The sequence below is a fragment of the Stenotrophomonas sp. MMGLT7 genome (assembly GCF_021168555.1).
GTDB lineage: Bacteria > Pseudomonadota > Gammaproteobacteria > Xanthomonadales > Xanthomonadaceae > MMGLT7.
The window spans coordinates 343,932-369,232 of sequence record NZ_JAJOZS010000003.1 but is presented as its reverse complement, the minus strand read 5'-3'; the positions used below and the strand labels follow the sequence as shown (position 1 = coordinate 369,232).

Sequence of the window (25,301 nt, the reverse complement as noted above, 5' to 3'; positions counted from 1 at the left end):
CCCGCGGGGACCGCGGATGAGCGAGGCCGCGCTGCATGAACTGGCCGCCGCCGCCGGCGTGCAGGTGGACTGGGTGGATGCCGGCGGCCGCCGCCGGCGCGTGCAACCGCCCTCGCTGCGCGCGGTGCTGGCGGCGCTGGGGCTGCCTGCGACGCACGCCGGCGCCTGCCGCGACAGCCTGCGCCAGCTGCGCGAGGGACGCGAGCCGCCGCCGCTGCTGACCGTGCGCACCGGTGCCAAGCGTGCGCTCGGCCGCCCCGGCGAGCGCTACCGGCTGCTGGACGAACACGGTGCCGCGACGCACGGCGTGCTCGACGACCAGGGCCGCCTGGCCGCGCCCGCCGCGCATGGCTACTTCGCGCTGGAACAGGGCGGCCGCATGCGGACCCTGGCGGTGGCGCCGGTGCGCTGCTTCGGCGTCGCCGACGCCATCGCGCACCCGCATCCGCGTGCCTGGGGCGTGGCGCTGCAGGTGTACTCGGCGCGCAGCGAGCTGGACGCGGGCATCGGCGATGCCGCCGGCGCGGCCGACTGGGTGCGCCGGGTCGCCGCCGCCGGAGGCGATGCCCTGGCGCTGAGCCCGGTGCACGCCGCGCTGCCGGCGGGTGCCGGCTACAGCCCGTATTCGCCGGCCGACCGGCGCTTCCTCGATCCGCTGCACGCCGCGCCGGCGCAGGTCCTGGGAGCGGAGGCCGCGCAGGCCGCGCTGCGCCGCGCCGGACTGGAGGACGGCTTGGCCGGACTGCATGGCCAGGCGCTGATCGACTGGCCCGTCGCGGCCGAGGCCAAGTGGCGCTGGCTGCGCCAGCTGCATGCCGGCGTCCGCGACGGCCAGCGGCCGCCGGCGCTCGACGCGTTCGCGCGGCAGGGCGGGGCCGCGCTGGCGCGGCACGCGCACTGGGCGGCGGCGGCCTTCGGCGACCACGATCCGGACCTGCACGTGTTCGCCCAGTGGCTGGCGGCGGACAGCTGGTCGGGGCTGCAGGCGCAGGCGCGCCGGGCCGGCCTGGGCATCGGCCTGGTCGCCGACCTGGCGGTGGGCTTCGACCCGGCCGGCAGCGAGGCGGCCGCCTGGCCGCAGGCGGTGATGCACGGGCTGACCCTGGGCGCGCCGGCCGACGCCTTCAACGCCGACGGCCAGGGCTGGGGCATCGCCGGCTACTCGCCGCACGGCCTGCGCGCCGGCGGCTACGCGCCATTCCTGGCGCTGCTGCGCGCGGTGATGCACGGGCGCGGCGGCGTGCGCATCGACCACATCCTCGGCCTGCAGCGGTTGTGGGTGCTGCCGGAGGGCGCCAGCGCCGCCGAGGGCGCCTACCTGGACTATCCGCTGCACGAGCTGCTCGACCTGCTGGCGCTGGAGTCGTGGCGCCAGCGCGCGATCGTGATCGGCGAGGACCTGGGCGTGGTGCCGCCGCGGATCCGCGCCGAGCTGGCGCGGCGCGGCGTGCTCGGCATCGACGTGCTGATGTTCACCCGCGACCGCTCCGGCGCCTTCCTCGCCCCCGCGCAATGGCGCCGCCAGGCGGTGGCCACCACCACCACCCACGACCTGCCCACGCTGCAGGGCTGGCGCCAGGGCCGCGACCTGCAATGGCGGCGCCGGCTGGAACTGTGCGACGACGCGCAGCAGCGCAGCGCCTGGCGGCAGCGGCAGCGCGACAGCGCGGCGCTGGATGCCGCCGCGACGGCCGCGCTGGCCGCGGACGCCGGCGCGGCCGACGCCCGCCTGCAGGCGCTGCGCTTCGTCGCCAGCGGGCCGTCGCCGCTGGCGCTGCTGCCGGCCGAGGACGCGCTGGCGCTGGACGAGCAGCCCAACCTGCCGGGCACCGTCGGCGGCCATCCCAACTGGCGGCGGCGGCTGCCCGAGCCGCTGCCGGAGGCGACGCTGCGGCAATCGCTGCAGGCGTTCGCGCAGGCGCGCCAGGCGCAGGTCGACGCATGATCCCGTTGCGCGCCAGCGTTCGCCTGCAACTGCATCCGGGCTTCACCCTGGACGATGCCGCCGCGCAGGTGTCCTACTTCGCCCGGCTGGGCATCAGCCACCTGTACCTGTCGCCGATCGCCTGCGCCATGCCCGGCTCCAGCCACGGCTACGACGTCACCGACCCGGGCCGGGTCAATCCCGAGCTGGGCGGCGAGCCGGCGCTGCTGCGGCTGTCCGCCTGCGCCCGCGCCCACGCCATGGGACTGATCCTGGACATCGTCCCCAACCACATGGCCGCCCACCCGCACAACCGCTGGTGGAAGGACGTGCTCGAACACGGCCGCGACAGCCGCCATGCGGCCTGGTTCGACATCGACTGGGACGCGCCCGGCTGCGACGGCAGGCTGTGGCTGCCGGTGCTCGACCGGCCGCTGGCCAGCGCATTGGCCGACGGCGTGCTGACGCTGCGGGTCGACGCGGATGGCGCGGCGACGCTGCTGCACCACGACCTGGCGCTGCCGCTGCGTGCGCACACGCTGCCCGCGTCCGACCCGGCCGCGCGCCGCGCCGATGCCGAGCGCCTCAATCGCGACGCCGCGCGCGGCGGCGGCGAACTGCGCGCGCTCGTCGCTCGCCAGCACTACCGTCCGCTGTGGTGGCAGGCCGGCAGCGACCTGCTCAACTACCGCCGCTTCTTCGACATCGCCGCGCTGGCGGCGCTGCGCATGGACGATGCCGATGCGTTCGCGGCAGTGCACGCGCTGCCGCTGCGGCTGGTTGCCGAGGGCCACGTCGATGCGCTGCGGGTGGACCACGTCGACGGCCTGGCCGATCCCGCCGGCTACCTGCGCCAGCTGCGCCAAGGCCTGGACCAGGCCGGCCGCGAACGCGGCCTGGCGCCGGGCAGCATCGGCCTGTACGTGGAGAAGATCCTCGCCGCCGACGAGGTACTGCGCGCGGACTGGCGCTGCGACGGCAGCACCGGCTACGACTTCATGGACCAGGTCGGCGGCCTGCTGCACGACCCGGCCGGCGAGGGGCCGCTGGCCGAGTCGTGGCGCGCGCGCAGCGGCCGCAGCGGCGACTTCGAGCGCGAGCAGCGGCTGGCGCGCACGCAGATGCTCGCCGGGCCGCTGTACTGCGACCGCGCCCGCACGCTGCGCGCCCTGGCCGCCTTCGCCGCGGGCGATCCGGCGGCCGAGGACGTCAGCGAGCACATGCTCGGCCAGGCACTGGACGCGGTGCTCAAGCAGTTCCCGGTCTATCGCACCTACGCCGGCCGCGACGGGCTCGACGCCGGCGATGCCGCGCGCCTGGCCGGCGCCTGCGCCCGTGCCCGCCGCGGCGCCGGCAGCCGGATCGGCAGGGCGATCGACCTGCTCGAATCGTGGCTGCGCGATGCCGTGGCGGACGCGGACCGCCGCCGCCTGCAGCGCCGCGCGGCCGCGCGCGTGGAACAGCTGTCGGCGCCGCTCAACGCCAAGGCGGTGGAGGACACCGCGTTCTACCGGCACGGGGTGCTGCTCTCGCGCAACGAGGTCGGCAGCGATCCCGCCCGTTTCGCCTGGCCGGCCGCGCACTTCCATGACGCCTGCCAGCGGCGCCTGCAGGCGCACCCGCGCGCGCTGCTGGCCACGGCGACCCACGACCACAAGCGCGGCGAGGACGTGCGCGCGCGGCTGGCGGTGCTGTCCGCGCGCGCAGGCTGGTGGTGCGCCGAGGTGGACCGTCTATGCGCCGCCGCGGCCGCGCTGGGCCGGCCGCTGCCGGCGCCGGGCGAGCTGTCGATGCTGTGGCAGACCCTGGTCGGCACCTGGCCGCTGGAGCTGCAGCCGGACGACGCGCCCGCGCTGGCCCGCTACTGCGAGAGGGTGGCGCAATGGCAGCTCAAGGCGCTGCGCGAGGCGCGCCTGCGCAGCAGCTGGACCGATCCGGACGGCGGCTACGAGGCGTGCGTGCAGGCGTTCCTGGAGGCGCTGCTGCTGTCGGCCGAGGGGCTGGGCCTGCGCCGCACGCTGCACGCGGCGGCTGAGGCGATCGCACCGGCCGGCGCGGTCAACTCGCTGCTGCAGGCCGCATTGCGGATGACCGCGCCGGGCGTGCCGGACCTGTACCAGGGCCGCGAGGGCTGGGACTTCTCGCTGGTGGACCCGGACAACCGCCAGGCGGTGGACTATCCGCAGCGCCATCGCTGGCTCGACGACGCGCGGCCGTGGCCGTCGCTGCTGCACGGCTGGCGCGACGGCGCGGTCAAGGCGCGGCTGGTCGCGCGGCTGCTGCAGCTGCGCGCGCGGGTGCCGCAGCTGTTCGTGCACGGCAGCTACCGGCCGTGGATGCCGGCGCTGGACGATGGCAATCCGTGGCTGCTCGGCTTCGTCCGCGAGCATGGCGAACGCACCCTCTACGTCGCCCTGCGGCAGTGGCCGGGGCCGGATGCGGCGGACGCGTATCCGCACCCAGCGCAGGCCGGCGCGACGCTGCCGCTGCGGCGCGAGGCCGCGCTGTTCCACGTGCTGGCCGATGCCGCGCTTCCCGCTGCCGCCTCCGTCACCCTGCCTGCACTGTTTGCACACGGGCCGCTGGCGATCCTGACCGACTTTCCACCGGGCCTGGACGGCGACGACGATGGACGCTGAACGCAGACGACGACGCATCGAACAGCTCGCCCACGACATCTGGCAGGCCGAGGGCCGGCCCGATGGTCAGGCCGCGCGCCACTGGGCCATGGCCGAGCGCCTGGTCGATGCCGAGATCCGGGCGGCGCGCGAAGGCGGCGACGCCCCCGCGCCGCAGGCGCCCGACCGCGGCCGGTAGCCGCGCCGGCCTTCCTTTCCCTCCCACACCAAGAGCCCGCCCATGGCGCAACGCACACCGCTCAGACGCTCGCGCATCCGCGAGGGAAGCCCCTATCCGCTGGGCGCCACCTGGGATGGGCTCGGGGTCAACTTCTCGCTGTACTCGGCCAATGCCACCCGGGTGGAACTGTGCCTGTTCGATGCGCGCGGCCGCGAGCAGGAACGCATCGCGCTGCCCGAGTACACCGACGAGATCTGGCACGGCTACCTGCCCGACGCCCGCCCCGGCCAGCTGTACGGCTACCGCGTCCACGGCCCGTACGCCCCCGACGCGGGCCACCGCTTCAATCCCAACAAGCTGCTGCTCGACCCGTATGCCAAGCAGATCGCCGGCCAGCTGCGCTGGGGACCGCAGCTGTTCGGCTACGTCCTGGGCCACAAGGACCGCGACCTCAGCTTCGACCGCCGCGACAGCGCCGCCTACATGCCCAAGTGCGCCGTGGTCGATCCCGCGTTCACCTGGGGCCGCGACCGCAGCCCCGAGGTGCCCTGGAGCGACACCGTCATCTACGAGGCGCACGTGCGCGGGCTGACCATGCGCCATCCCGCGGTGCCGGAGGAACTGCGCGGCACGTTCTCCGCGCTGCGCGTGGACGAGGTGGTCGAGCACATCCGCGGCCTGGGCGTCACCGCGGTCGAGCTGCTGCCGGTGCACGCCTACCTGGACGACCAGCACCTGCTGGAGAAGGGGCTGCGCAACTACTGGGGCTACAACACCATCGGCTTTTTCGCGCCGCAGCCGCGCTACATGGCCACCGGCACCGTGGACGAGTTCAAGCAGATGGTCGCGTGCCTGCACCACGCCGGGCTGGAAGTGATCCTGGACGTGGTCTACAACCACACTGCCGAGGGCAACGAACTCGGTCCCACGCTCTCGTTCAAGGGCATCGACAACGCCAGCTACTACCGCCTGGCCGACGACCGCCGCTTCTACATCAACGACACTGGCACCGGCAACACCTTCGACCTGACCAACGCCGGCGCCCTGCGCATGGTCAACGATTCGCTGCGCTACTGGGTGCAGCACATGCACGTGGACGGGTTCCGCTTCGACCTGGCCACCATCCTCGGCCGCGAGCTGCATGGCTTCGATCCCAGCTGCAGCTTCCTCGACGCGGTGCGCCAGGACCCGATGCTCGGCGGCTGCAAGCTCATCGCCGAGCCTTGGGACGTCGGCCCCGGCGGCTACCAGGTCGGCAACTTCCCGCCGGGATGGGCCGAGTGGAACGACCGCTTCCGCGATACCGTGCGCGCGTTCTGGCGCGGCGACGATGGCATCCTGCCGGACCTGGCCACCCGCATCACCGCCTCGGCCGACCTGTTCGCGCACCGCGGCCGCCGGCCCTCGTCCTCGGTCAACTTCGTCACCGCGCACGACGGCTTCACCCTGCGCGACCTGGTCAGCTATGCGGAAAAGCACAACCACGCCAACGGCGAGGACGGGCGCGACGGCAGCGACCACAACCTGTCGGCCAACTACGGCGTGGAGGGCCCTACCGACGACGCCGAGATCGAGGAAGTGCGGCAGCGCCAGCAGCGCAACCTGCTGGCCACGCTGCTGCTGGCCCAGGGCACGCCGATGCTGCTGGCCGGCGACGAGTTCGGCCACAGCCAGCAGGGCAACAACAACACCTACTGCCAGGACAACGAGCTGACGTGGCTGGACTGGGACACGGCCGAGCATGCGCCTGCGCGCGACCTGGCCGCCTTCGTGCGGCGGCTGACGGCGCTGCGCCGGCGCTACCCGATGCTGCACCAGAACCGCTTCCTGGAAGGGACCTACGACGAGGAATTCGACCTGAAGGACGTCACCTGGCTGACCCCGGACGGGCACGAGATGGACGAATCGCACTGGCACGACCCGCACGCGCGGGCGCTGATGATGCGGCTGGACGGGCGCGCGCCGACCAGCGGCCTGCGTCGCGCCGGGCGCAACGTCACCCTGCTGCTGCTGGTCAACGCGTCCATCGCCGAGGTCGCGTTCGAGCTGCCCGGCAACGGCGGCGGATGGCACCTGGAACTGGATACCGGCCTCGGCCACGGCCCGGGCCACAACCTTCACCAGTGGACCGCGATGCCGCGCTCGCTGGCGCTACTGAGCCTGGTCGCCTGACGGCCGGCCGCGACAGCCGCCAGGCAGCCGTCGCGGCGGCCGGGACTCAGCGCGAGGACGCCACGGCCTGGGCGCGCTCGAAATGCTCGGCCAGCATCAGCCGGGTCTGCTGCAGGTGCTGGCGCACCGGTTCGTCGCCGGCCGCGGGGATCAGCTCGCGGTCGAGCCGGTCCAGCGCCTCGGCATGCTGCAGGACCATGGTGCGGATGAAGGCGTTGCGGTAGGAATTCTCGTCGTCCTGCGCGGCCAGCGCATCGACGCTGCTCTTGCCTGCGGCCTGCAGCGCTTCGACCGTCTTGCCGGTTTCCTTGGCGCCCAGCGCCAGCGCCCGTTCGAGGTGGTCGCCGTGCTGGTGCAGCAGCTGCCGGGCGAACTCCTCGGTCGACGCCCCCACGTGGCGGTCGACCGCCTGTTGCGCCAGCGCGATCATGTTGCGATCGATCGCGGCCAGCGCGCCGAGGATCTCGCCGTCGCCGTGCGCCGGCGTGGCGCCGGGGTCCACCGCCTGCGGCTGCTGCGCGACCTGCGGTGCCGTGCGCGAAGTATCGTCGCCGGCACGGCCGCAGGCGCCGAGCACGACGGCCAGCGCCAGCGACGCGGCCAGCACGCCGGTACGGGATGGATGAAGGTTCATGGTCATGGTGCAGTCCTCGCCGATGGGTTCACGTCCGGGGGGGCGATGCGCGGCCGATGGGGGCGCGGCATCGTCGGGGATCGATGCATGGCAGCGGCGCTCATGCACCGGGGTCGGCCGGACCCAGCTGGTGCTTGATCAGCATCGCGTCGATCCGCTTGGCCACCAGCGGTGCGTCGCTCTTGTCGACCTGGTCGGTGATTTCCGCGGCGCGTGCGTCGAACACGTCCCAGAAATCGTTCGGATGCTGCCGTCGCAGGTCCGGGATGTCGTGCTCCAGGCGCTGCAGCGCCTTCTCCAGTGGCGGGGAAATGTCGGTCATGGTGTCTCCTCGTCGATGTCGCGGCGAGCCGGGCGGCCGCGTGTTGCCGCCGGTGTCTGCCGGGTGGGGGTCAACGCGGGCTGCCGCGTCGCGTGGGGTCGCTGGGCAGCCGCTCGTAGTCGTCCGGTTCGGCGTGGTTGCTGTCCGGATCGCTGTCGGGCATGTCCGGTGCCTTCCGTTGCGCCTTGTCGTTCCTCAGCTTGTCCGGGGTGAACGCCTTCTCGCGGTCGCTGACCTGGCCGAGCGGGTTGCTGGTTTTTCGGGTCATCGTCTTCACCTCGCCTCCGACGCTAGCCCAGCGGCCGGTTCAACGAAGGTGAAACCGTGGTGCGTGGGTTTCACCTCGCGTTTGCGGCGGGCCCGATGCGAGACGCGCTCGGCGGCCGGCGGCGTGGTCGTGCCGGCCGGGATGCCGCGCACCCGGGCCGGCGGCGCGCAGGCATCCGCAGCTTTGCCGAGGCGGCCGAGCGGTGGCTCAAAGCACCACGGCGCCGCCGGAGATGGTCAGCAGTGCGCCGGAGGTGTAGCTGGCGCGATCGCTGGCCAGCATCACGTAGGCCGAGGCCAGCTCGGCCGGCTGGCCAGGGCGGCCGAACGGCGTCTGCGATCCAAAGGTTTCCACTTCCTCGGCAGCCATGCCGGCGGGGATGAACGGCGTCCAGATCGGGCCCGGCAGCACCGCGTTGACGCGGATCCCGCGCTCTGCCAGCAGTCCGGCCAGGCCGATGGTGAGGTTGGCGAGCGCGCCCTTGGTGGTGGAGTACGGCAGGATGTTGGGCGTGGGCTTCTTGGAATTCACCGAGGCGGTATTGATGATCGAGCCGCCGTTCTCCAGCAGCGGCACGCTCAGCCGCACCAGGTTGAAGGCAGCGTGGACGTTGGTGTCGAAGGTCTTGCGCCACTCGTCCAGGGTGATCTCGTCGAAGCTCTCGAAGTAGCGCTGGTAGGCGGCGTTGTTGACCAGCACGTCCAGGCCGCCGAGCTCCTGCTTCACCTGGTCGACCAGCGCGCTGGCCTGGGCCGGGTCGCTGATGTCGCAGGCGACCAGCACCGCCTTGCGCCCGGCGGCCTCGATCAGTGCGCCGATGCTTTCGGCGTCGTCGCGTTCGTCCGGCAGGAAGGCGATGGCGACATCGGCGCCCTCGCGGGCGAAGGCGATCGCCACCGCGGCGCCGATGCCGCTGTCGCCTCCGGTGATCAGGGTCTTCTTGCCCTGGAGCTGGCCGCTGCCGACATAGCTCTGCTCGCCGTGGTCGGGCCGCGGCTCCATCTGCTCGGTCTTGCCGGGAAAGGACTGCTGCTGGCGCTTGAACGGAGGCGTCGGATAGTGGGGGACGGCCATGGCAAGGATCCTCGAGAAAAGTGAGCAACCAGTGTGGCGCCGGCCGGGTCAAGCGAGCGCACACGGAGCGTGCGCACCATGTGAGGCGCCTTCCCGCCGGGCTGCCACCGCCATGTCCCGTCCTGCACGGCCGGCAGGCGCATCCCGGCGATCGGGGGCCTGGTGTTGCCGCTTCCTCGTGGCGCTCGAAGGCCAGGCTGGCATACGATGGCCGGCACCGGCCCCGAGCCCGCTGGCGGGCCGGGCCATCGCCGCCCCTGCATCAGATCTCCGTGTGCGTCGAACCACCGTGGAGCGCGGCGGCCGGGCAGATCGCGGTGAACGCGCGAGTCCGATGCCCGCCCCTATGTATCGATCCTGTCGAGCCCTATCCTTGAACTGCAAAGAAAAAATGATCTCCGTCGCGCCGATGATGGACTGGACCGACCGCCATTGCCGGGTGTTCCACCGGCTGCTGGCGCCGTCGGCGCGGCTGTATACCGAGATGGTGCATGCCAACGCGGTGATCCATGGCGATCGCGAGCGCCTGCTGGGTTTCGACACGGTCGAGCGGCCGCTGGCACTGCAGCTGGGCGGCAGCGAACCGGCGCTGCTGGCGCAGGCCGCGCGCATCGGCCAGGACTGGGGCTACGACGAGATCAACCTCAACTGCGGCTGCCCCTCGGATCGGGTGCAGGCCGGGCGCTTCGGTGCCTGCCTGATGCGCGAGCCCGCGCTGGTGGCCGAGTGCGTCGCGGCGATGGTCGCCGTGGTCGACATCCCGGTCACGGTGAAATGCCGGCTCGGGGTGGACGACGAGCACGACTACGACCGCTTCCTCGCCTTCATCGACCGGGTGGCCGCGGCCGGCTGCGGGGTGTTCGTGGTGCATGCGCGCAATGCCTGGCTGCAGGGGCTCTCGCCCAAGGAGAACCGCGAGGTGCCGCCGCTGCGCCATGACTGGGCGTACCGGCTGCGGCGCGAGCGGCCGCAGCTGCAGGTCGTGCTCAACGGCGGCATCGCCAGCGTCGAGTCGGCCCTGGCGCACCTGCAGCAGGTCGACGGGGTGATGCTGGGGCGTGCTGCCTATCACGATCCCTACGTGCTGCACCTGCTGGACGCGGCGCTGACCGGCGCCGCCCCGCGTCGGCGCGAGGATCTGCTGCGCGCGCTGCAACCCTACGTGCAGGCGCAGCTGCAGCAGGGGCTGGCACTCAAGCACATCACCCGCCATCTGCTGGGGCTGTTCCACGGGCAGCCCGGCGGGCGGCTGTTCCGCCAGGTCCTCAGCGAGGGCGCGCATCGCCCCGGGGCGGACTGGACCCTGATCGAACAGGCGCTGCGGGCCACCGCGAGCGGCCGCCTGGCGGCTTGAACGGCATTCGGGGCCGGATGACACCCGTCATCGGCGCAAATGGCCGACGATGGGCGAAATTTTTCGACGATGGATGGATTTGGATAAGGGCGAAGGCACGGAGTCGCGAGAGCGGGAAGCGGCCCTGGCCCACGAGCGGACGCCTGGTGATTGCGTCCCGACCGGAAAGGCTTCACCATCGGGTTTGTTCAGGTAAGTTAATAAAACTATCCTGATTCAGAAAAGTTCAGACCGGATTCACTGCCCGAAACCAAGAATTCGCCCTCAACGCCGATGGTTCGAGTCGTCTCCGATTCCAGCCGTCTTCACGAATTTTGAACGATTCGGAGCAGTCCGCTAGGATTCGACGCAGTGAAGCTCTTTTCCCTCCATCGCCGATGCCTGCCGCTGGCCCTGCTGGCCGCCGCCGTGCCGGCCTTCGCCCAGCAGGGCGGCGGCATGGAGCGAGGGGCGGGGGCGCCGCCTCCGCGCGACGTCATGCCGCGTGCGCCGATGCAGACGGCGCAGATGGACGGGGGCCGCTCGCTGTCCGATGCGGTGCGCCGCGTCCAGCGCAGCACCGGCGGGCAGATCCTCGGCGCCGAGCAGATTCCCTTCGACGGCCGCAGCATCAACCGGGTCAAGTACATGGACGATCACGGCCGGGTCCGCTACATGGACGATCCTGCACCCGCGCGCGTGCAGCCGCGGGCCGAGTCACGGCCCTTGCCGCCACCACGCGGCGATAACCCCTGAACAGGGATAGTCGGGCCATCCGATCCGTTGTCCGGCCCACCGGCCAACCACAGTAACTAGGGAGAGTTCATGCGTATCCTCTTGGTCGAAGACGAAGCCCCGTTGCGGGAAACCCTGGCCGCCCGCCTCAAGCGCGAAGGCTTTGCGGTCGATGCCGCGCAGGATGGCGAGGAAGGCCTGTACATGGGCCGCGAGGTGCCGTTCGACGTCGGCATCATCGATCTGGGCCTGCCGAAGATGTCGGGCATGGAGCTGATCAAGGCGCTGCGCGACGAGGGCAAGAAGTTCCCGGTGCTGATCCTGACCGCGCGTTCGAGCTGGCAGGACAAGGTCGAGGGCCTCAAGCAGGGCGCCGACGACTACCTGGTCAAGCCGTTCCACGTCGAGGAACTGCTGGCGCGCGTCAACGCGCTGCTGCGCCGCGCCGCCGGCTGGAGCAAGCCCACCCTGGAGTGCGGCCCGGTCTCGCTGGACCTGGCGGCGCAGACCGTCAGCGTCAACGGCCAGAACGTGGACCTGACCAGCTACGAGTACAAGGTGCTCGAGTACCTGATGATGCATGCCGGCGAACTTGTGTCCAAGGCCGACCTGACCGAGCACATCTACCAGCAGGATTTCGACCGCGACTCCAACGTGCTGGAGGTCTTCATCGGCCGCCTGCGCAAGAAGCTGGACCCGGACGGCGAGCTCAAGCCGATCGAGACCGTGCGCGGCCGCGGCTACCGTTTCGCGATCCCGCGGACCGAGGGCTGAGCGGGCGGCGGGGACGATAGCGGGTGGCTGCCGGCCGGTTCTGGTTCTTCAAGCCCTGGCGGCCGCGTTCTCTCAAGGCGCGGCAACTGCTTGCGGCCAGCCTCAGCCTGGTCGCCTTCCTGGCGCTGGCCGGCTACGCGCTGGACGTCGCCTTCGCCGACACCGCGCAGCAGAACCTGCGCGAACGCCTGAAGAACTACGCCACCGCCTACGCCAACAGCATCGAGTTCGTTCGCGATGGCTCGCTGTACATCCGCGAGCTGCCGCCTGATCCGCGCTTCGACGTGCCCGGTGGCGGCCTCTATGCCGAGGTGGTGTGGCCGCAGGAGCATTGGACGTCGATGTCGGCCGAGGGCCCGGTGCTGCCGCCGCCCGGCGGCATACTGCAGCCGCGGCAGGAGTCGTTCAGCGGTCCGCTGGAGATCACCCAGATCGACGGCAGCCGCGGCGCGGTATACCGCTACGGGCTGGGCCTGATCTGGAGCGGCAGCGGCGACGACGAGCTGCCGTACACCATCTACGTGATGGAGGACGCGCGTTCGCTCGGTGCGCAGCTGCGCGTGTTCCGCGGCGCGGTGTGGTTCTACCTGGGCAGCGCGGGCGTGCTGCTGCTGGTGCTGCAGGCGTTCATCCTGCAATGGAGCCTGCGGCCGCTGCGGCGGGTGATCAACGAGCTGACCCGCGTGCAGCGCGGCGAGGCGGTGCGCATGAGCGAGCGCCATCCGCGCGAGCTGGAGCCGCTGACCGACAGCATCAACGCCTTCATCGAGAGCGAGCGCGAGAACCTCGAGCGCCAGCGCAACACCCTGGCCGACCTGGCGCACAGCCTGAAGACGCCGCTGGCGGTGCTGCGCACCCAGCTGGACAGCGGCGCCAGCGGCGACGAACTGCGCAAGGACATGGACCTGCAGCTGCGGCGGATGAACGACCTGGTGTCCTACCAGCTCGCGCGCGCGGCCTCCAGCGGCCACAAGCTGTTCTCCGCGCCGGTGCCGATCGAGCCCAGCGCCGAGGAGATCGTGCGCGGGCTGGAGAAGGTGTACTCGGCCAAGGGCGTGCTGTGCGAGTTCGACATCGATCCGGCCGCGCGCTTCCACGGCGAGCCGGGCGACCTGCAGGAACTGCTCGGCAACCTGCTGGAGAACGCCTTCAAGTGGGCGCGCCATCGCGTGCTGCTGACCGCGCGGATCCGCGCGGCCGGCGGCAACCGCCGCGACGGCCTGGAGCTGGTGGTCGAGGACGACGGCCCCGGCATCGCGCCCGAGGACGTGGCCAAGGTGCTGCAGCGCGGCGTGCGCGGCGACGAGCGCGTGCAGGGCCACGGCATCGGCCTGTCGATCGTGCAGGACCTGGTGAAGGGCTATCGCGGCGAGCTGCAGGTGGGGCGCTCGCAGGAGCTGGGCGGGGCGCGGTTCGAGGCGACCCTGCCGCCTGGACTGTAGGGCTGCACGGGTCTGCAGCCCGTACCGGCAATGAACGCACGCGTCGCTCGCTCGCGGCGCTTGGCCGGCGTTCAAGCAATTGCCATGATGGATGCGGATACTCTGTCCACGCACACGATGCGACCAGCAGCGAAGACGACGCCATGCACGACCCGGCCCACAACCCGCCCGCGCGTACCGCCCGCCATGCCGGCTGGCGGCGTCTGTCCGAGGCGCTGCTGCGTACCGCGCTGATCGCGCTGCTGGTGGGCATCACCGTGCTGGCCGGCGCCGCCAGCCAGAGCCAATGGAGCGTGCAGGACGTGCCCTGGCTGCGCGAGGTGACCACCCACGTCGGCACCACCGACCCCGCGGTCGCCGCCGCCAGCGCCCGGCCGGTGCCGTCGAACGTCGCCCTGCCGGCGACCCTGCGCGGCCCCGAGGCGCCCGACGGCATGCCGATGTCGGCCGCGCTGGACGGCAGCCGCAGCTACGCCGCCATCGACGCCGACGACGAGGACGGCGAGCGGATGCTGGACTGAAGGGACTTGCCGATCGGCCCCGAGGGCAGCCGCAGTGGCCGGGGGACGGCATGGGACGGGCTCTGGCCCGCCGCTCGCACAGCCGGCGATACGCAACGCGGGCCCGATCATCGTGCTTGCATGCCGCTGGTCCATGACCCTGTCGCGTTGGCGCTCACGGCAGACTCCGCCGCGCTCGGCCGAGGCCCCATTTTCTGATCCTGGAGATGGCGTAGGGCGGGCCTTGGCCCGCCACACGGCACGCGCGCGACCGGCGATACGCGACCCGGTCCTGATGTGCTTGGGTGCTGCCGTGACCCGTTAGGCTTCGCCGCGGTGGGAAGGCCCATCCTATGACCCTCGATGGAAAGTCGCCGGTGCCTGAAAAGATGGTTGCCCGGGCAGGCCTGCCGGGGGCGCGGCCGGCCGCCGCCCGTTTGGTCTCACCCGGCGAGTGGCGGCGGGCCGTAGAGACGCTGCAGGTGCGCGGCGACCTCGGGCAGTTCCTGCCGCAGCAGCTGCGGCGCGGAGAAGTGGTACTCGCTGGCGACCGCGAAGAATTCCTCCGGCGCCTCGGCGGCATATGGATCGAGCTGGCCGCGGTAGCGGCCGGTATCCACCTTGCGGCACAGCGCGTCGTAGGCGCGCTGGAAATCGGCCGCCCATTGCTGCTGCCAGGCACGCGGCAGCGGCGGGGTGCCGTCCAGGACGCCATCGAGCGCGTCCAGCTTGTGCGCCATCTCGTGCACCGGCACGCAGTAGCCGGCGTCGGGCTCGTCCAGGTCGGCCTGCACGTCGGCCCAGGACAGGATCAGCGGGCCGCTGTCCCACGACTCGCCGATCAGTTCGTCGTCGAACTCGTGCAGCACGCCGGCCGCGTCCACATGGCTGCGGCGCACCCGGAACGCGTCCGGGTACACGATCAGCTGCGACCAGCCGCGCAGCCCGCCGGCCCCGAATTCCAGCAGCGGCAGGCAGCACAGCGCGGCCAGCAGGGCGCAGTCGTCATCCGTCAGCTGCAGGCCGGCTACCGGGGAGATGGTCTTCTGGTGCAGGAACAGCGCGGCCAGTTCGCGCAGGCGCCGCTCGCGCCCGGGCTCCAGCGCGGCGATCCAGGCGCAGCGGCCGCGCAGCTGCTGCCAGGTGCCTTCCTCGATCGGTGCGACCGGCCGGTGCAGCCAGCCGAGCAGGCGCTGGATCAGCGGAACATGCCCGGCAGGAAGCTGTGCCATCTGGGCATGCGCATGCGTTGGACCAGCGGGTCGCCATCGCCGCCGCCGCCGGAGGTGACCGCCGGGCTCTTCGCCGCCGGTGGCGTCCGTGCCGGGGCCGCCTGGCTGCCGGCGGCGCCGTCGTGCGCGTCGCCCGTGTCGCTGTAGACGCAGGCACCGCGGCCCGCGACCGGGTCGTTGGACGCCCACGCGGCAGCGGGAAGCAGCAACAGGATCATGCAATGAGCGTAACGGCGCATCGTCGGCATCACTCGGTGCAAGGACGGTATCGGCCCGATTCTAACCCGAGTTTCCTGCCTCGGGTTTCGCCGCAGGCAGCCGCCGCGCTGGGCGCCGCCGGCGGGGTCGGCCATAATTGCCGGCTTGTCGATCTGGAAACCACCTTGGACGAGCGCGCCCTGCTGGCGAAACTGAGCACCGGCCGCCTGTCCGGTGACGCGCTGGCGCGCGAGTTCGGGCTCACCCGTGCCGCGGTGTGGAAGCGGATCCAGGGCCTGCGCGCGGCGGGCGTGGCGATAGACGGCCGTGCCGGCGACGGCTACAGCCTGGAGCGCGCGCTGGAACTGCTGGAGGCCGACCGCATCCTCGCCGCGCTGCCGGCCCGCGCCGCGCCGCTGCTGGCCGGGCTGGAGGTGGCCTGGAGCCTGGAGTCGACCAACTCCGAGCTGCTGCGCCGTCCCGCGCCCGCGCACGGCGCCGCGGTGCTGCTGGCCGAGCGCCAGACCGCCGGCCGCGGCCGGCGCGGGCGGCACTGGAGTTCGCCGTTGGCCGCGCACCTGTACCTGTCGCTGTCGCGGCAGTTCTCCGGCGGGCTGGCGCGGCTGGGCGGGCTCAGCCTGGTGGCCGGCGTTGCGGTGGCCGAGGCGCTGCGGGCCGAGGGTTTCGACCAGGTGGGACTGAAGTGGCCCAACGACCTGGTGGTCGGCGGCCGCAAGCTGGGCGGACTGCTGGTGGAAGGCGGCGGCGAGTTCGCCGGCAGCGCGCGTGCGGTCATCGGCATCGGCGTCAACGTGCATATGCCGGCGGCCTTCGCCGCGCACATCGACCAGCCGTGGACCGACCTGGACAGCCTGTCGGCTGGGGCGGTCTCGCGCAATGCCGTCGCCGCCGCCATCCTTGCCGGCCTGCTGCCGGCGCTGGAGCTGTTCGATGCGCAGGGGCTGGCGCCGTTCCTGGCGCGCTACGCCGGGCTGGACGCGCTGGCCGGCAGGCCGGTGCGGGTCCTGCAGGGCGACCTGGTGCACGACGGCATCGCCGCCGGGCTGGCGGAGGACGGCGCCCTGCGTGTGCGGATGGAAGATGACGTGCGGCTGTTCCATGCCGGCGAGGTCAGCGTGAGGGCGGCATGAGCGATTGGTTGTTCGACCTGGGGAACTCCCGTTTCAAGTTCGCGCCCTTGCGCGACGGCCTGGCCGGCGACGTGCAGGCGATGCCGCACGGCGCCGAGGCGATGGACGCGGTGGCGTTGGATGCGCTGCCGCGCGGCGACGTCGCCTACGTGGCCAGCGTCGCCTCGCCGGCGCTGACCGATGCGGTGATGGCGGCGTTGCGAACGCGCTTCGCCATGCTGCGGCTCGTCGCCACCCAGGCCGAGTTCGCCGGCGTGCGCATCGCCTACGCGCAACCGGCGCGCTTCGGCGTGGACCGTTTCCTCGCGCTGCTGGCCGCCCGCGTGCAGGGCGGCGACGTGCTGGTGGCGGGCGTGGGCACGGCGTTGACCATCGATCTCCTCGATGCCGCAGGCAACCATCTGGGCGGGCGCATCGCCGCCTCGCCGACCACCATGCGCGAGGCGCTGCACGCGCGTGCCTCGCAGCTGCCGGCCGACGGCGGTCGCTACGCGGAGTTCGCCTGCGACACCGCCGACGCGCTGGCTTCCGGCTGCGATGGCGCGGCGATCGCGCTGATCGAACGCAGCCTGCGCCTGGCCGGGGAGCGGATGCACAGGCCGCCCGCACTGCTGCTGCATGGCGGTGGCGCGCCGGCACTGTTGCCGGAACTGCCGATGGCCAGGCACCGGCCGTCGCTGGTGCTCGACGGCCTGGCCGTCTTCGCCGCGCAGGCGCACCCGCAGCCTCGCCGATGAGCGCGGCGACACGCGCCGCGGGCGGCGACCCGTTGCGGCCGTCCTAGTTCGCGTGTTCTAGAATCGGCCATGGCCGTGCGCGCACTCATCGTCATCCTGGTCGTCCTCAACCTCGGCATCGCGCTGTGGTGGGCGGCGCGCAAGGACGAGCCCGCACCGCCGCCGTTGGCGATGCCCGGCGGCGTGGCCGGGCTCGAGCTGGTGCCCGGTTCGGCCGGCATCGACGACGCGCCGCCGGCTCCCGCGCCGGTGCCGGCGCAACCGCCGCGGGTGGCCGCGGCCGCGCCGACGCCGCCCTCGGCAACGCCGGCGCCCGAGCCCGCCGCATCCGCGCCTCGCTGCCTGAGCCTGGGCGCGTTCCCCGACCGCGCCGACGCCGACGCCGCGCGCCAGCGCGCCGGCGCGGACATCGTCCAGGCCCGCGTGCGCGAGATCGCCGGTGCCGGCGGCAGCAGCTACCGCGTGTTGCTGCCTCCGAGCCGCGATCGCGACACTGCCCGCGCCCTGGCCGCGCGGGTGGCCGCCGCCGGCTTCAGCGACTACTACGTCCTCGGCCAGGGCGAGGAAGCCAACGCCGTCGCCCTGGGCCAGTACCGCAACCGCGAAGGTGCCGAGCGCCGCCAGGCCGAGCTGGTCGCGGCGGGGTTCCCGGCGCAACTGGTGGCATCGTCCGGCGGCGCGCAATGGTGGCTGGACGTACGCCTGGCCACCGATGCACAGCCGGCCGCGATCCGCCGCCAAAGCGGCGCCAGCCGCCAGCAATCGCTGGACTGCGCCTCGCTACGCTAGAATGCCCGTCCGTGCCGGACCCACGGTACGGGGCCCACACAACGCCGCTTTAGCTCAGTCGGTAGAGCAACTGTCTTGTAAACAGTAGGTCATCCGTTCGATTCGGATAAGCGGCACCATCTTCCGGTCCGGATGCGTCCTGGAACGTCCGGAACTCTCCGAAAAGCAAGTGCTTTTATGCTTTCGCTTGTCCGATTGCGTCCCGTAGCGTCCGCTTGAATCCGAGGGCATGGGGGCACATTAGGGGGCATGCCCCCAGGTTGCTGGGCTGTGCCAAGGAGATGCCCCCAATGGCTGGTGCCCCCAAGTTCCTTACCGATCTTGCCGACCATATAAGCTAGTCGCTGGGAGGACACAGAGGCGAGATCCCATATTCGGACAATTCTGACGGTGCAGCGGCCGGATTACCTATAGCCAGGGCCATCTATCAAGGCATTCTGACTTTGCCGACGCGGGCTATCAGCCGCTCAACCCACGGGCCTTGAGCAAGCCGCGCCGGCATTCCCCAGTCAAGGAGAGTGAAATGAGGATGAGCCAGGTTGCCCTTGGGTTTCTCATCGGATTAGTCGCTGTTGCTGGCACTGCTATTTCTTCGCCACAGGCAAAAGCGCAGGTGGGGGGCTCCACTTCATGCGTCGGATACAACTCGCAATGGCAGCTATGCACGCGGAAGTATTTCGACACGACGTTGGGCCAATGGGTTCAGGAGACCTTCCTTGCTCCATGGCCGGAGCAGTATGACTCTATCGAATGAACTTCTAATCCGCTATGGCCGGCCGCGCGCTCCCATGCGCGCGAGACGCCCGCAAGGCTCGTCGTGGGCCGGTCTCAATGTCCGCCGCAGTAATTTTGGTCTGGGGTAGGTCTGCGGAATACATGGAAACTCTACGAATTGTTTAGTTCCAGCGCAGGCGTGCCTCTTATGGGGAAATATTCGGAGAAACTATTCTTGCCCACATTCGTTATCTGCCTTTGAAGGCAAATAGTCGTATTGTCTATTTGGATAGGATGGGCGCAACATCAACTCGTTCCCAGGCATCCAAGAGCGCTCCAGGGTTTACTGAAATTGTCCGGCATAAGGCACTTTGGCTTTTCTGGTTGCTCTATCCCATTCCCTTGAATCCACTCTGCCGGGCACAAAATGGAGTAGCCGGAATTACAGATGGTAGAATGTATAGTGAGAAGCCCCGCGCGCAGGGCTTCTTGAATCTGAAAATCAATTGGGTGTGCCGCCGCACATTAACTCAAGGCAACTCTGGCGCTCCTGCTCGCAAAACGCAGCTTCGTCCCCGGCTGCAATACATCTCAGGTATGCCTGGTAACAGGCAGCCTTGCATGTTGGCGCCGCCGACGCTACGCCTCCTAGTACCGATGCTGCCAAAATGGCGCCAGCCACCATCCTCTTGATCATCTGCCTCATTGTCTCTCTCCTCGTAGCCTGCGAGCCAGGCTATCGGAGACTATGTAGATGACTCTTCGTCATGACGCGAACGGCATCACAACTTCGCTTCATTGGAAATTTTCCTACAAGGGAACCTGTCCGGGCCGGCTTCGCATACGCACGTCCGGACGGTCGAGGCCGTCCGCAGATTTGCCTCATGAGCCGGCCATGAGGATGACCATGATCCGTTTTTAACGCCGTCACGATAATCACGGATGAGGGGCAGTATGCAGCGCATGTAGCAACCCTCTATTTCGTTCTGGTCTGGCGTGACCGCTCATTGGGCAGGAGGGTTTCCTTGAGCGAAACTTCTTGGATCATAGGTTGCATTGCCGATTTGAGTCGGGAAGTCGCCTTGCCCCGCCGACTTAAACTTCGCGGGCCCTGCAGGCAACCGCGCCGGTACCAGCGTACGGGCAAAACCGCAGTCGGCTGGTGGCTGCCGGTCAGCCGCGACGGTGGTAGGCTCGTTGCCCCTGGCCAGAGGATGCGGCATTGACGGATGCGGATTCGCGCGATGACGCGCATGAGGAGCTTTTTGCGGTCGCCTATCTGAGCCGAGTACGCCGGCCGATGACGGTGGCCGAGGTCGACCGGCTGGTGATCGAGGCCAACGCGCACAACGCCATGCAGGGCGTCACCGGCGCGCTGTTGTACGACGGGCAGCAGTTCTTCCAGTACTTCGAAGGTCCGGCCGCGGGCGTGGAGCGCATCTACGAGCGGATCAAGCATTCGTCCAAGCATGCGATCGTGTCCGAGGTGTTCAACGGGCCGGTACCGCGCCGCTACTTCTCGCAGTGGCACATGGCCAGCAAGAAGGCCGGTTCCGAGACGCTGCTCGAACTGGGCACCGCGCGCTGGTTGCAGGTGAAGTCCGGGATGCAGGCGCGGTTTGCCGAGTCCGAGGGCGTGCGCCGGCTGGTCGCGTTCTGGGGTGAAGGCGGCCCGGTCCTGCCGTTGACGCCGGTGGCGCCGGCCTGAACCCGGCAATGTGACGGAGGACGCCGAGGGTGCGGCGTCCGCGGGGGACATCTTCGGGTACTGCGGCATGCCGTGCGAGCGACGCCGGCATCGCTCGCGGGCGGTACCGTGCTGGCCTGCCGGTGGCGGCGACGCCCACGGGGCTGTTGCGTTGCCGCGGGAGCGGCCGCGCATGCGTGACTACACTGGTCCGATTTGCGAGGAGTTTCCGGTGAGCCGCATCTTTTCCCCGGTGTCGTTGATCGGCGTGCCCACCGATGTCGGTGCCGGCCATCGCGGCGCGCGGATGGGGCCGGAGGCCCTGCGCATCGCCGGCCTGGGCGAAGCGCTGCAGTCGCATGGCGTGCAGGTGCGCGATGTCGGCAACCTCGAAGGCCCGCGCAATCCATGGCAGCCGCCGGTCGGGGGCTACCGCCACCTGGACGAGGTGGTGGCGTGGAACCGCGCGTTGATGCACGCCAGCCTGGCCGAGCTGCGCGAGGGCCGCATGCCGGTGATGCTGGGCGGCGACCATTGCCTGGGCATCGGCTCGATCACCGCGGTGGCGCGGCATTGCCGCGAGAACGGCCGCAAGCTGCGGGTCCTGTGGCTGGATGCGCATTCGGACTTCAACACCAGCCAGGTCACGCCCTCGGGCAACGTGCATGGCATGCCGGTGGCCTGCCTGTGCGGACTGGGTCCGCATGCGCTCACCCACCTGGGAGGCGACGCGCCGGCGATCGTGCCGTCGCAGGTGCGGCAGATCGGCATCCGCTCGGTCGATCCCGAAGAGAAGCGGCTCATCAAGCAGCACCGCGTGGACGTGTACGACATGCGCTTCACCGACGAGATGGGCATGAAGCGCACGATGGAGCAGGCGCTCGACGGCGTGGACCAGGACACGCACCTGCATGTCAGCTTCGACGTCGATTTCCTCGACCCCGGCATCGCGCCGGGCGTGGGCACCACCGTGCCCGGCGGCGTGAACTACCGCGAGGCGCAGCTGGTGATGGAGATGATCGCCGACAGCGGCCGCATGGGCTCGCTGGACATCGTCGAACTCAACCCGGTGCTGGACGAGCGCAATGCCACGGCGGAGCTGGCGGTGGACCTGGTCGAGAGCCTGTTCGGCAAGTCCACGCTGATGCGCGACTGAGGCTTGCTGAATCGCAGCGCGATCCGTTCACGTGAAATCGACGGGGCGACCGTCAGATTCACTCCACCCACGAGCCTGGGTGGACGGAAGGTCCGTTCGCCCGGCTCCCCAGCCCGACGAGGTAGTCAATGAAGCGAGCGATTCCCCTGGCCATGCTGGCACTGTTTTCCGCGGGCCTGCTGGCAGGATGCAATACGGTATCCGGTGCCGGCAAGGACATGCAGAAGGCCGGCGAGAAGGTCGAAGACAAGGCCCATGACTGCAGCGACGGCCGCTGCTGAGCCGCGGCGCTGGATGTAATGATCGCGGCCAAGCCGCATGCAAAGAAGAGGAGAAGACTATGAAGCGTGTAATTGTTCTGATGGTGTTGGCGATGTTCTCGGCCGGCATGCTTTCGGCATGCAACACCGTGGCCGGCGCCGGCAAGGATGTGCAGAAGGCGGGCGAGAAGGTGGAAGGCGCGGCCGACCGCCGCAATTGATCTGATCGCCGCGGCGCGGCGATTCGATATGCAGGCGAACGGACCGGTGACGGTCCGTTCGTCTTTTGTGGGCGCGCCTGGCTGCCATGTCTGCCTGGGGGAGATGCTCCGGTCCGGACAGGGGAGGCTTTGGCCGGGTAGCCCGGGTAGGCGGAGCGCACCCGGGAGGGTCAACGCCCCGGGTGCGCTGCGCTTACCCGGGCTGCGGTTTTCCAGGGGGGGCGGACGTATTTCATCCGCAGCGAACGCGGCCTTCGCGATGTGCGGCGGCCACAAGCGTTCATCGGCGTGATGCAGGCCTGCACATGGTTTGACCGCCTGCGAATGGCGCCTGGCCGATCCTTGTGGCGCGCGGCAAGCAAGCCGCCCAACGAGGAGGAAACCCATGAACAAAGACATCATTTCCGGCAAGTGGTCGCAGCTGAAGGGACAGATCCAGGCCAAGTGGGGCGACCTGACCGACGACGACTTCAAGGTGGCCGAAGGCAACGCCGAGTACCTGTCCGGCAAGCTGCAGGAACGCTACGGCTGGGGTCGCGACCGTGCCGAGCGCGAGGTGCGCGACTTCGAGGACGCGCTGCGGCGCGAGGCGAACGAGTAAGGTACAGGTCGTACCGCGTCGGCGTACCGCGTCGGGTTGTATCCGGCGAGCCGCTACGTAGGGCGTGGTGCCGCACGTCCGCCGTACTCCGGAGGACGTGTGGCGGCTGCGGGGCGCGGGAGGGGCCGATCGTCGCTCCCGCGCAAGCGGGATGACGTGGACGTTGTTGTGATTCGCCCAGGCGTGCCTGAATGGACCAGCCGTTCGGCTGATTCGGCTGGGGCGAGAGGCAGCCAGGGCTTCGGAGGCTGAGAAGTACGCCTTCCGCTCGCGAGGATGGCGAGGAAAGTTCGGCGTTGCCTTCGGCCACCTTGAAGGTTTGACGAGCAAGTCCGCCATCCAACGCGCGTGCCTGCGCCCAAACCCCGATCCGATTTCCGGAGGCGTTCGGGCGCGCCGGGAACCGGCGTTGCAGGCCTTGGACGGCGCATGACGTGACTTCCTGGGACGGGGAATGCGCGAAGATGAAACCCCTGTCCTCGCCCGTCAAGAATGGTATCGCCGGTAGCTTTCGTAGCTGATTGCAGGAGAGGGAAGCCGCTGGCTTCCCGTCGTCGCGGTGGCGACGAGTACAGGCCTCCCCGGCCAGAGCGTTGCCACTTGGGCCGTGGAAAGCGGGAAGACGGTCATCCCCTCGATCCGGCGCCGGCCGGATGCCGGATGCAGTGCGCAGGCAACAGTTAAACTTGCGGATCGGCCCCACTCCAAGCACTCCAGCATGACCACCCGCGTCCTCACCGGCATCACCACCTCCGGAACCCCCCACCTGGGCAACTATGTCGGCGCGATCCGCCCGGCCATCGCCGCCAGTCGCGCCGCGGACGTGGAGAGCTTCTATTTCCTCGCCAACCTGCACAGCCTGATCAAGGCGCAGGACCCGGAGAAGACCCAGCGTTCCACCCTGGAGATCGCCGCGACCTGGCTGGCCGCCGGCCTGGACCCGGACAAGGTGTGGTTCTACCGCCAGAGCGACGTGCCCGAGACCACCGAGCTGATGTGGCTGCTGACCTGCGTGGCCGGCAAGGGCATCCTCAACCGCGCGCACGCCTACAAGGCGGCGGTGGACAGGAACCGCGCCGAGGGCGAGGACGACGATGCCGGCGTCACTGCCGGGCTGTTCATGTACCCGGTGCTGATGGCGGCCGACATCCTCATCTTCAACGCCCACAAGGTGCCGGTGGGGCGCGACCAGATCCAGCACATCGAGATGGCGCGCGATTTCGGCCAGCGCTTCAACCATGTCTACGGCCGCGAGTTCTTCACCCTGCCCGAGGCGCTGGTGGACGAGAACGTCGCCACGCTGCCGGGGCTGGACGGGCGCAAGATGAGCAAGAGCTACGGCAACACGATCCCGCTGTTCGTGCCGCGCGAGGAGCTGAAGAAGCTGGTGTTCTCGATCCTCACCGATTCGCGCGCCCCCGGCGAGCCGAAGGACACCGAGGGTTCGGCGCTGTTCCAGCTGTACCAGGCCTTCGCCAGCGGGCAGGAGACGGCCGAGTTCGCCCAGGCCTTCGCCGACGGCATCGGCTGGGGCGAGGCCAAGCAGAAGCTGTTCGAGCGCATCGACAGCGAGATCGCGCCGCTGCGCGAGCGCTACCAGGCGCTGATCGCGCGGCCCGACGACATCGAGCAGATCCTGCGCGAGGGCGGCCGCCGGCTGCGCGAGAAGTACGCCACGCCGCTGCTGGCCGAACTGCGCCATGCGGTGGGACTGCGCGATCTGGGCGCGTCGGCGCCGGCCGGCGCGAGCAGGGGCGCGGCCAAGGCGGCGTTGCCCAGCTTCAAGCAGTACCGGCAGGACGATCGCTTCTACTTCAAGCTGGTGGACGCCGAGGGTGCGGTACTGCTGCAGAGCGTTGGCTTCGATTCGCCGAAGGACGCCGGACGCCGCGTCCGCACGCTGAAGCTGGCCGATACGGGCGATGCGCTGCGGCTGCCGGACGTCGCCCTGCAGGCGCCGGCCGAGGACGTGCTGGCTGCGCTGCGCACCCTGCGCGAGGCGGCGGCAGGTCCGGGCTGACGTGCAGGCGGCGGCACGGGCATGCCGCCGCCGTCAATCGCCCGCGGCCGGATGGCCCGGGCTCTCGTGCGTCAGTCGTCTTCGACCGCGATGATGCTGCCGTCCTTCGGGCTCAGGCGGACCTTCACCTTGCGGCCCTGCGGGTTCCTGGCCTCGGCCTTCCAGACGCCGTCGTCGAGGTCCACGTCGTTGACCTTGCTGTAGCCGGCGGTGGCGAGCCGCGCACGGATGTCGTTCTTGCCGACCTCGGACACGGCCCTGTCGGTGATGATCTCGCCGTTGGCGGGATTGACCTGCACGCCGACGTGCCTGCCGTCCGCGCTGGTGGCCTCGGTGCGCCACAGGCCCTTCTTGAAGTCGATGTCGTCCAGGTCGGTGTAGCCCCTGGATTCCAGCAGCTGCTTCACCTGCGCCTGGGTCAGCGGCTGGCCCTGGGACGCGCCGCCGGCGGCGGATCCGGCGGCCTGCTGGGCCAGGGCGGGCAGGCAGAAGGCCGAGGCCAGGGCCGCCGCCAGCACGGCGGTGGCGACACGGTGATTGCGGTCATTGCGCATGCGG

General features: G+C 70.4%; 25 protein-coding genes and 1 tRNA gene. 19 read left to right on the top strand and 7 right to left on the bottom strand.

Annotation, left to right across the window (positions count from 1 at the left end; genetic code table 11):
- Positions 1-16: 16 nt before the first annotated feature.
- The 4 genes from LRX76_RS06360 to glgX are packed head-to-tail and all read left to right on the top strand — an operon-like array spanning position 17 to position 6,895.
- Positions 17-1,945, top strand: coding sequence for a 4-alpha-glucanotransferase (locus tag LRX76_RS06360; RefSeq protein ID WP_231803216.1), 1,929 nt, complete (start codon positions 17-19; stop codon positions 1,943-1,945).
- Positions 1,942-4,563 (top strand): malto-oligosyltrehalose synthase, encoded by a 2,622-nt coding sequence (gene treY, locus LRX76_RS06355; RefSeq protein ID WP_231803214.1) that lies wholly within the window; start codon positions 1,942-1,944, stop codon positions 4,561-4,563. The genes LRX76_RS06360 and treY overlap by 4 nt, the downstream gene beginning before the upstream one ends.
- On the top strand, positions 4,553-4,741 hold the full coding sequence (locus LRX76_RS06350) for a DUF2934 domain-containing protein (RefSeq protein WP_231803212.1): 189 nt from the start codon (positions 4,553-4,555) through the stop codon (positions 4,739-4,741). Before treY ends, LRX76_RS06350 begins: the two co-directional genes overlap by 11 nt.
- A gap of 42 nt (positions 4,742-4,783) precedes the next feature.
- The gene (glgX, locus tag LRX76_RS06345) at positions 4,784-6,895 is read left to right on the top strand and encodes a glycogen debranching protein GlgX (protein ID WP_231803210.1); all 2,112 of its coding nucleotides are present in this window, start codon (positions 4,784-4,786) and stop codon (positions 6,893-6,895) included.
- A 46-nt stretch (positions 6,896-6,941) separates the two neighbouring features.
- Here glgX and LRX76_RS06340 read toward each other — a convergent pair whose 3' ends face one another.
- The 4 genes from LRX76_RS06340 to LRX76_RS06325 form a co-directional block, all read right to left on the bottom strand.
- Positions 6,942-7,535 carry a DUF4142 domain-containing protein gene (locus LRX76_RS06340; protein WP_231803208.1) on the bottom strand — a complete coding sequence of 198 codons (594 nt, stop codon included), beginning with the start codon at positions 7,533-7,535 and terminating at the stop codon, positions 6,942-6,944.
- Between the two features lie 94 nt (positions 7,536-7,629).
- A complete protein-coding gene (locus LRX76_RS06335) occupies positions 7,630-7,851 on the bottom strand; it encodes a hypothetical protein (RefSeq protein ID WP_231803206.1) in 222 nt (73 codons plus the stop codon).
- A gap of 70 nt (positions 7,852-7,921) precedes the next feature.
- On the bottom strand, positions 7,922-8,119 hold the full coding sequence (locus LRX76_RS06330) for a hypothetical protein (protein WP_231803204.1): 198 nt from the start codon (positions 8,117-8,119) through the stop codon (positions 7,922-7,924).
- Between the two features lie 207 nt (positions 8,120-8,326).
- Positions 8,327-9,193 (bottom strand): SDR family oxidoreductase, encoded by an 867-nt coding sequence (locus LRX76_RS06325; protein WP_231803202.1) that lies wholly within the window; start codon positions 9,191-9,193, stop codon positions 8,327-8,329.
- A 391-nt stretch (positions 9,194-9,584) separates the two neighbouring features.
- Here LRX76_RS06325 and dusA point away from each other — a divergent pair, with 391 nt between their 5' ends.
- The 5 genes from dusA (at position 9,585) to LRX76_RS06300 (ending at position 13,998) form a co-directional block, all read left to right on the top strand.
- Positions 9,585-10,547, top strand: coding sequence for a tRNA dihydrouridine(20/20a) synthase DusA (dusA, locus tag LRX76_RS06320; protein ID WP_231803200.1), 963 nt, complete (start codon positions 9,585-9,587; stop codon positions 10,545-10,547).
- A 438-nt stretch (positions 10,548-10,985) separates the two neighbouring features.
- Positions 10,986-11,282, top strand: a complete 297-nt coding sequence (locus tag LRX76_RS06315) for a hypothetical protein (RefSeq protein WP_231803373.1) — start codon at positions 10,986-10,988, stop codon at positions 11,280-11,282.
- A 69-nt stretch (positions 11,283-11,351) separates the two neighbouring features.
- Positions 11,352-12,035 carry a response regulator transcription factor gene (locus LRX76_RS06310; RefSeq protein ID WP_231803198.1) on the top strand — a complete coding sequence of 228 codons (684 nt, stop codon included), beginning with the start codon at positions 11,352-11,354 and terminating at the stop codon, positions 12,033-12,035.
- Positions 12,036-12,058: 23 nt separating this feature from the next.
- On the top strand, positions 12,059-13,477 hold the full coding sequence (locus LRX76_RS06305) for an ATP-binding protein (protein WP_231803196.1): 1,419 nt from the start codon (positions 12,059-12,061) through the stop codon (positions 13,475-13,477).
- Positions 13,478-13,620: 143 nt separating this feature from the next.
- Complete coding sequence (locus tag LRX76_RS06300; protein ID WP_231803194.1) at positions 13,621-13,998, top strand: hypothetical protein; 378 nt, start codon at positions 13,621-13,623, stop codon at positions 13,996-13,998.
- A gap of 422 nt (positions 13,999-14,420) precedes the next feature.
- On the opposite strand, the gene LRX76_RS06295 is transcribed toward LRX76_RS06300, so the two are convergent.
- Both LRX76_RS06295 and LRX76_RS06290 read right to left on the bottom strand, forming a co-directional pair.
- Positions 14,421-15,209, bottom strand: a complete 789-nt coding sequence (locus LRX76_RS06295) for a M90 family metallopeptidase (RefSeq protein ID WP_231803192.1) — start codon at positions 15,207-15,209, stop codon at positions 14,421-14,423.
- Positions 15,176-15,448 (bottom strand): hypothetical protein, encoded by a 273-nt coding sequence (locus LRX76_RS06290; protein ID WP_231803190.1) that lies wholly within the window; start codon positions 15,446-15,448, stop codon positions 15,176-15,178. The genes LRX76_RS06295 and LRX76_RS06290 overlap by 34 nt, the downstream gene beginning before the upstream one ends.
- A 144-nt stretch (positions 15,449-15,592) precedes the next feature.
- Here LRX76_RS06290 and birA point away from each other — a divergent pair, with 144 nt between their 5' ends.
- The 10 genes from birA (at position 15,593) to LRX76_RS06240 (ending at position 24,743) form a co-directional block, all read left to right on the top strand.
- A complete protein-coding gene (gene birA, locus LRX76_RS06285) occupies positions 15,593-16,558 on the top strand; it encodes a bifunctional biotin--[acetyl-CoA-carboxylase] ligase/biotin operon repressor BirA (protein WP_231803188.1) in 966 nt (321 codons plus the stop codon).
- Positions 16,555-17,295: a type III pantothenate kinase gene (locus tag LRX76_RS06280; RefSeq protein WP_231803186.1), complete on the top strand. Its 741-nt coding sequence runs from the start codon at positions 16,555-16,557 to the stop codon at positions 17,293-17,295. Before birA ends, LRX76_RS06280 begins: the two co-directional genes overlap by 4 nt.
- Before the next feature lie 69 nt (positions 17,296-17,364).
- Positions 17,365-18,084, top strand: coding sequence for an SPOR domain-containing protein (locus tag LRX76_RS06275; protein WP_231803184.1), 720 nt, complete (start codon positions 17,365-17,367; stop codon positions 18,082-18,084).
- 43 nt (positions 18,085-18,127) lie between these two features.
- Positions 18,128-18,203: transfer RNA gene (locus LRX76_RS06270), tRNA-Thr, on the top strand.
- A 1,817-nt stretch (positions 18,204-20,020) separates the two neighbouring features.
- The gene (locus LRX76_RS06265) at positions 20,021-20,506 is read left to right on the top strand and encodes a BLUF domain-containing protein (RefSeq protein WP_269450737.1); all 486 of its coding nucleotides are present in this window, start codon (positions 20,021-20,023) and stop codon (positions 20,504-20,506) included.
- A 211-nt stretch (positions 20,507-20,717) separates the two neighbouring features.
- The gene (gene rocF / locus LRX76_RS06260) at positions 20,718-21,641 is read left to right on the top strand and encodes an arginase (protein ID WP_231803180.1); all 924 of its coding nucleotides are present in this window, start codon (positions 20,718-20,720) and stop codon (positions 21,639-21,641) included.
- A 128-nt stretch (positions 21,642-21,769) separates the two neighbouring features.
- Complete coding sequence (locus LRX76_RS06255; protein WP_231803178.1) at positions 21,770-21,922, top strand: entericidin A/B family lipoprotein; 153 nt, start codon at positions 21,770-21,772, stop codon at positions 21,920-21,922.
- Between the two features lie 59 nt (positions 21,923-21,981).
- On the top strand, positions 21,982-22,122 hold the full coding sequence (locus tag LRX76_RS06250) for an entericidin A/B family lipoprotein (RefSeq protein WP_231803176.1): 141 nt from the start codon (positions 21,982-21,984) through the stop codon (positions 22,120-22,122).
- A gap of 385 nt (positions 22,123-22,507) precedes the next feature.
- Positions 22,508-22,723: a CsbD family protein gene (locus tag LRX76_RS06245; RefSeq protein WP_231803174.1), complete on the top strand. Its 216-nt coding sequence runs from the start codon at positions 22,508-22,510 to the stop codon at positions 22,721-22,723.
- 718 nt (positions 22,724-23,441) lie between these two features.
- Positions 23,442-24,743: a tryptophan--tRNA ligase gene (locus LRX76_RS06240; RefSeq protein WP_231803172.1), complete on the top strand. Its 1,302-nt coding sequence runs from the start codon at positions 23,442-23,444 to the stop codon at positions 24,741-24,743.
- Between the two features lie 71 nt (positions 24,744-24,814).
- Here LRX76_RS06240 and LRX76_RS06235 read toward each other — a convergent pair whose 3' ends face one another.
- On the bottom strand, positions 24,815-25,297 hold the full coding sequence (locus LRX76_RS06235; protein ID WP_231803170.1) for a PepSY domain-containing protein: 483 nt from the start codon (positions 25,295-25,297) through the stop codon (positions 24,815-24,817).
- Between the last annotated feature and the right edge of the window lie 4 nt (positions 25,298-25,301).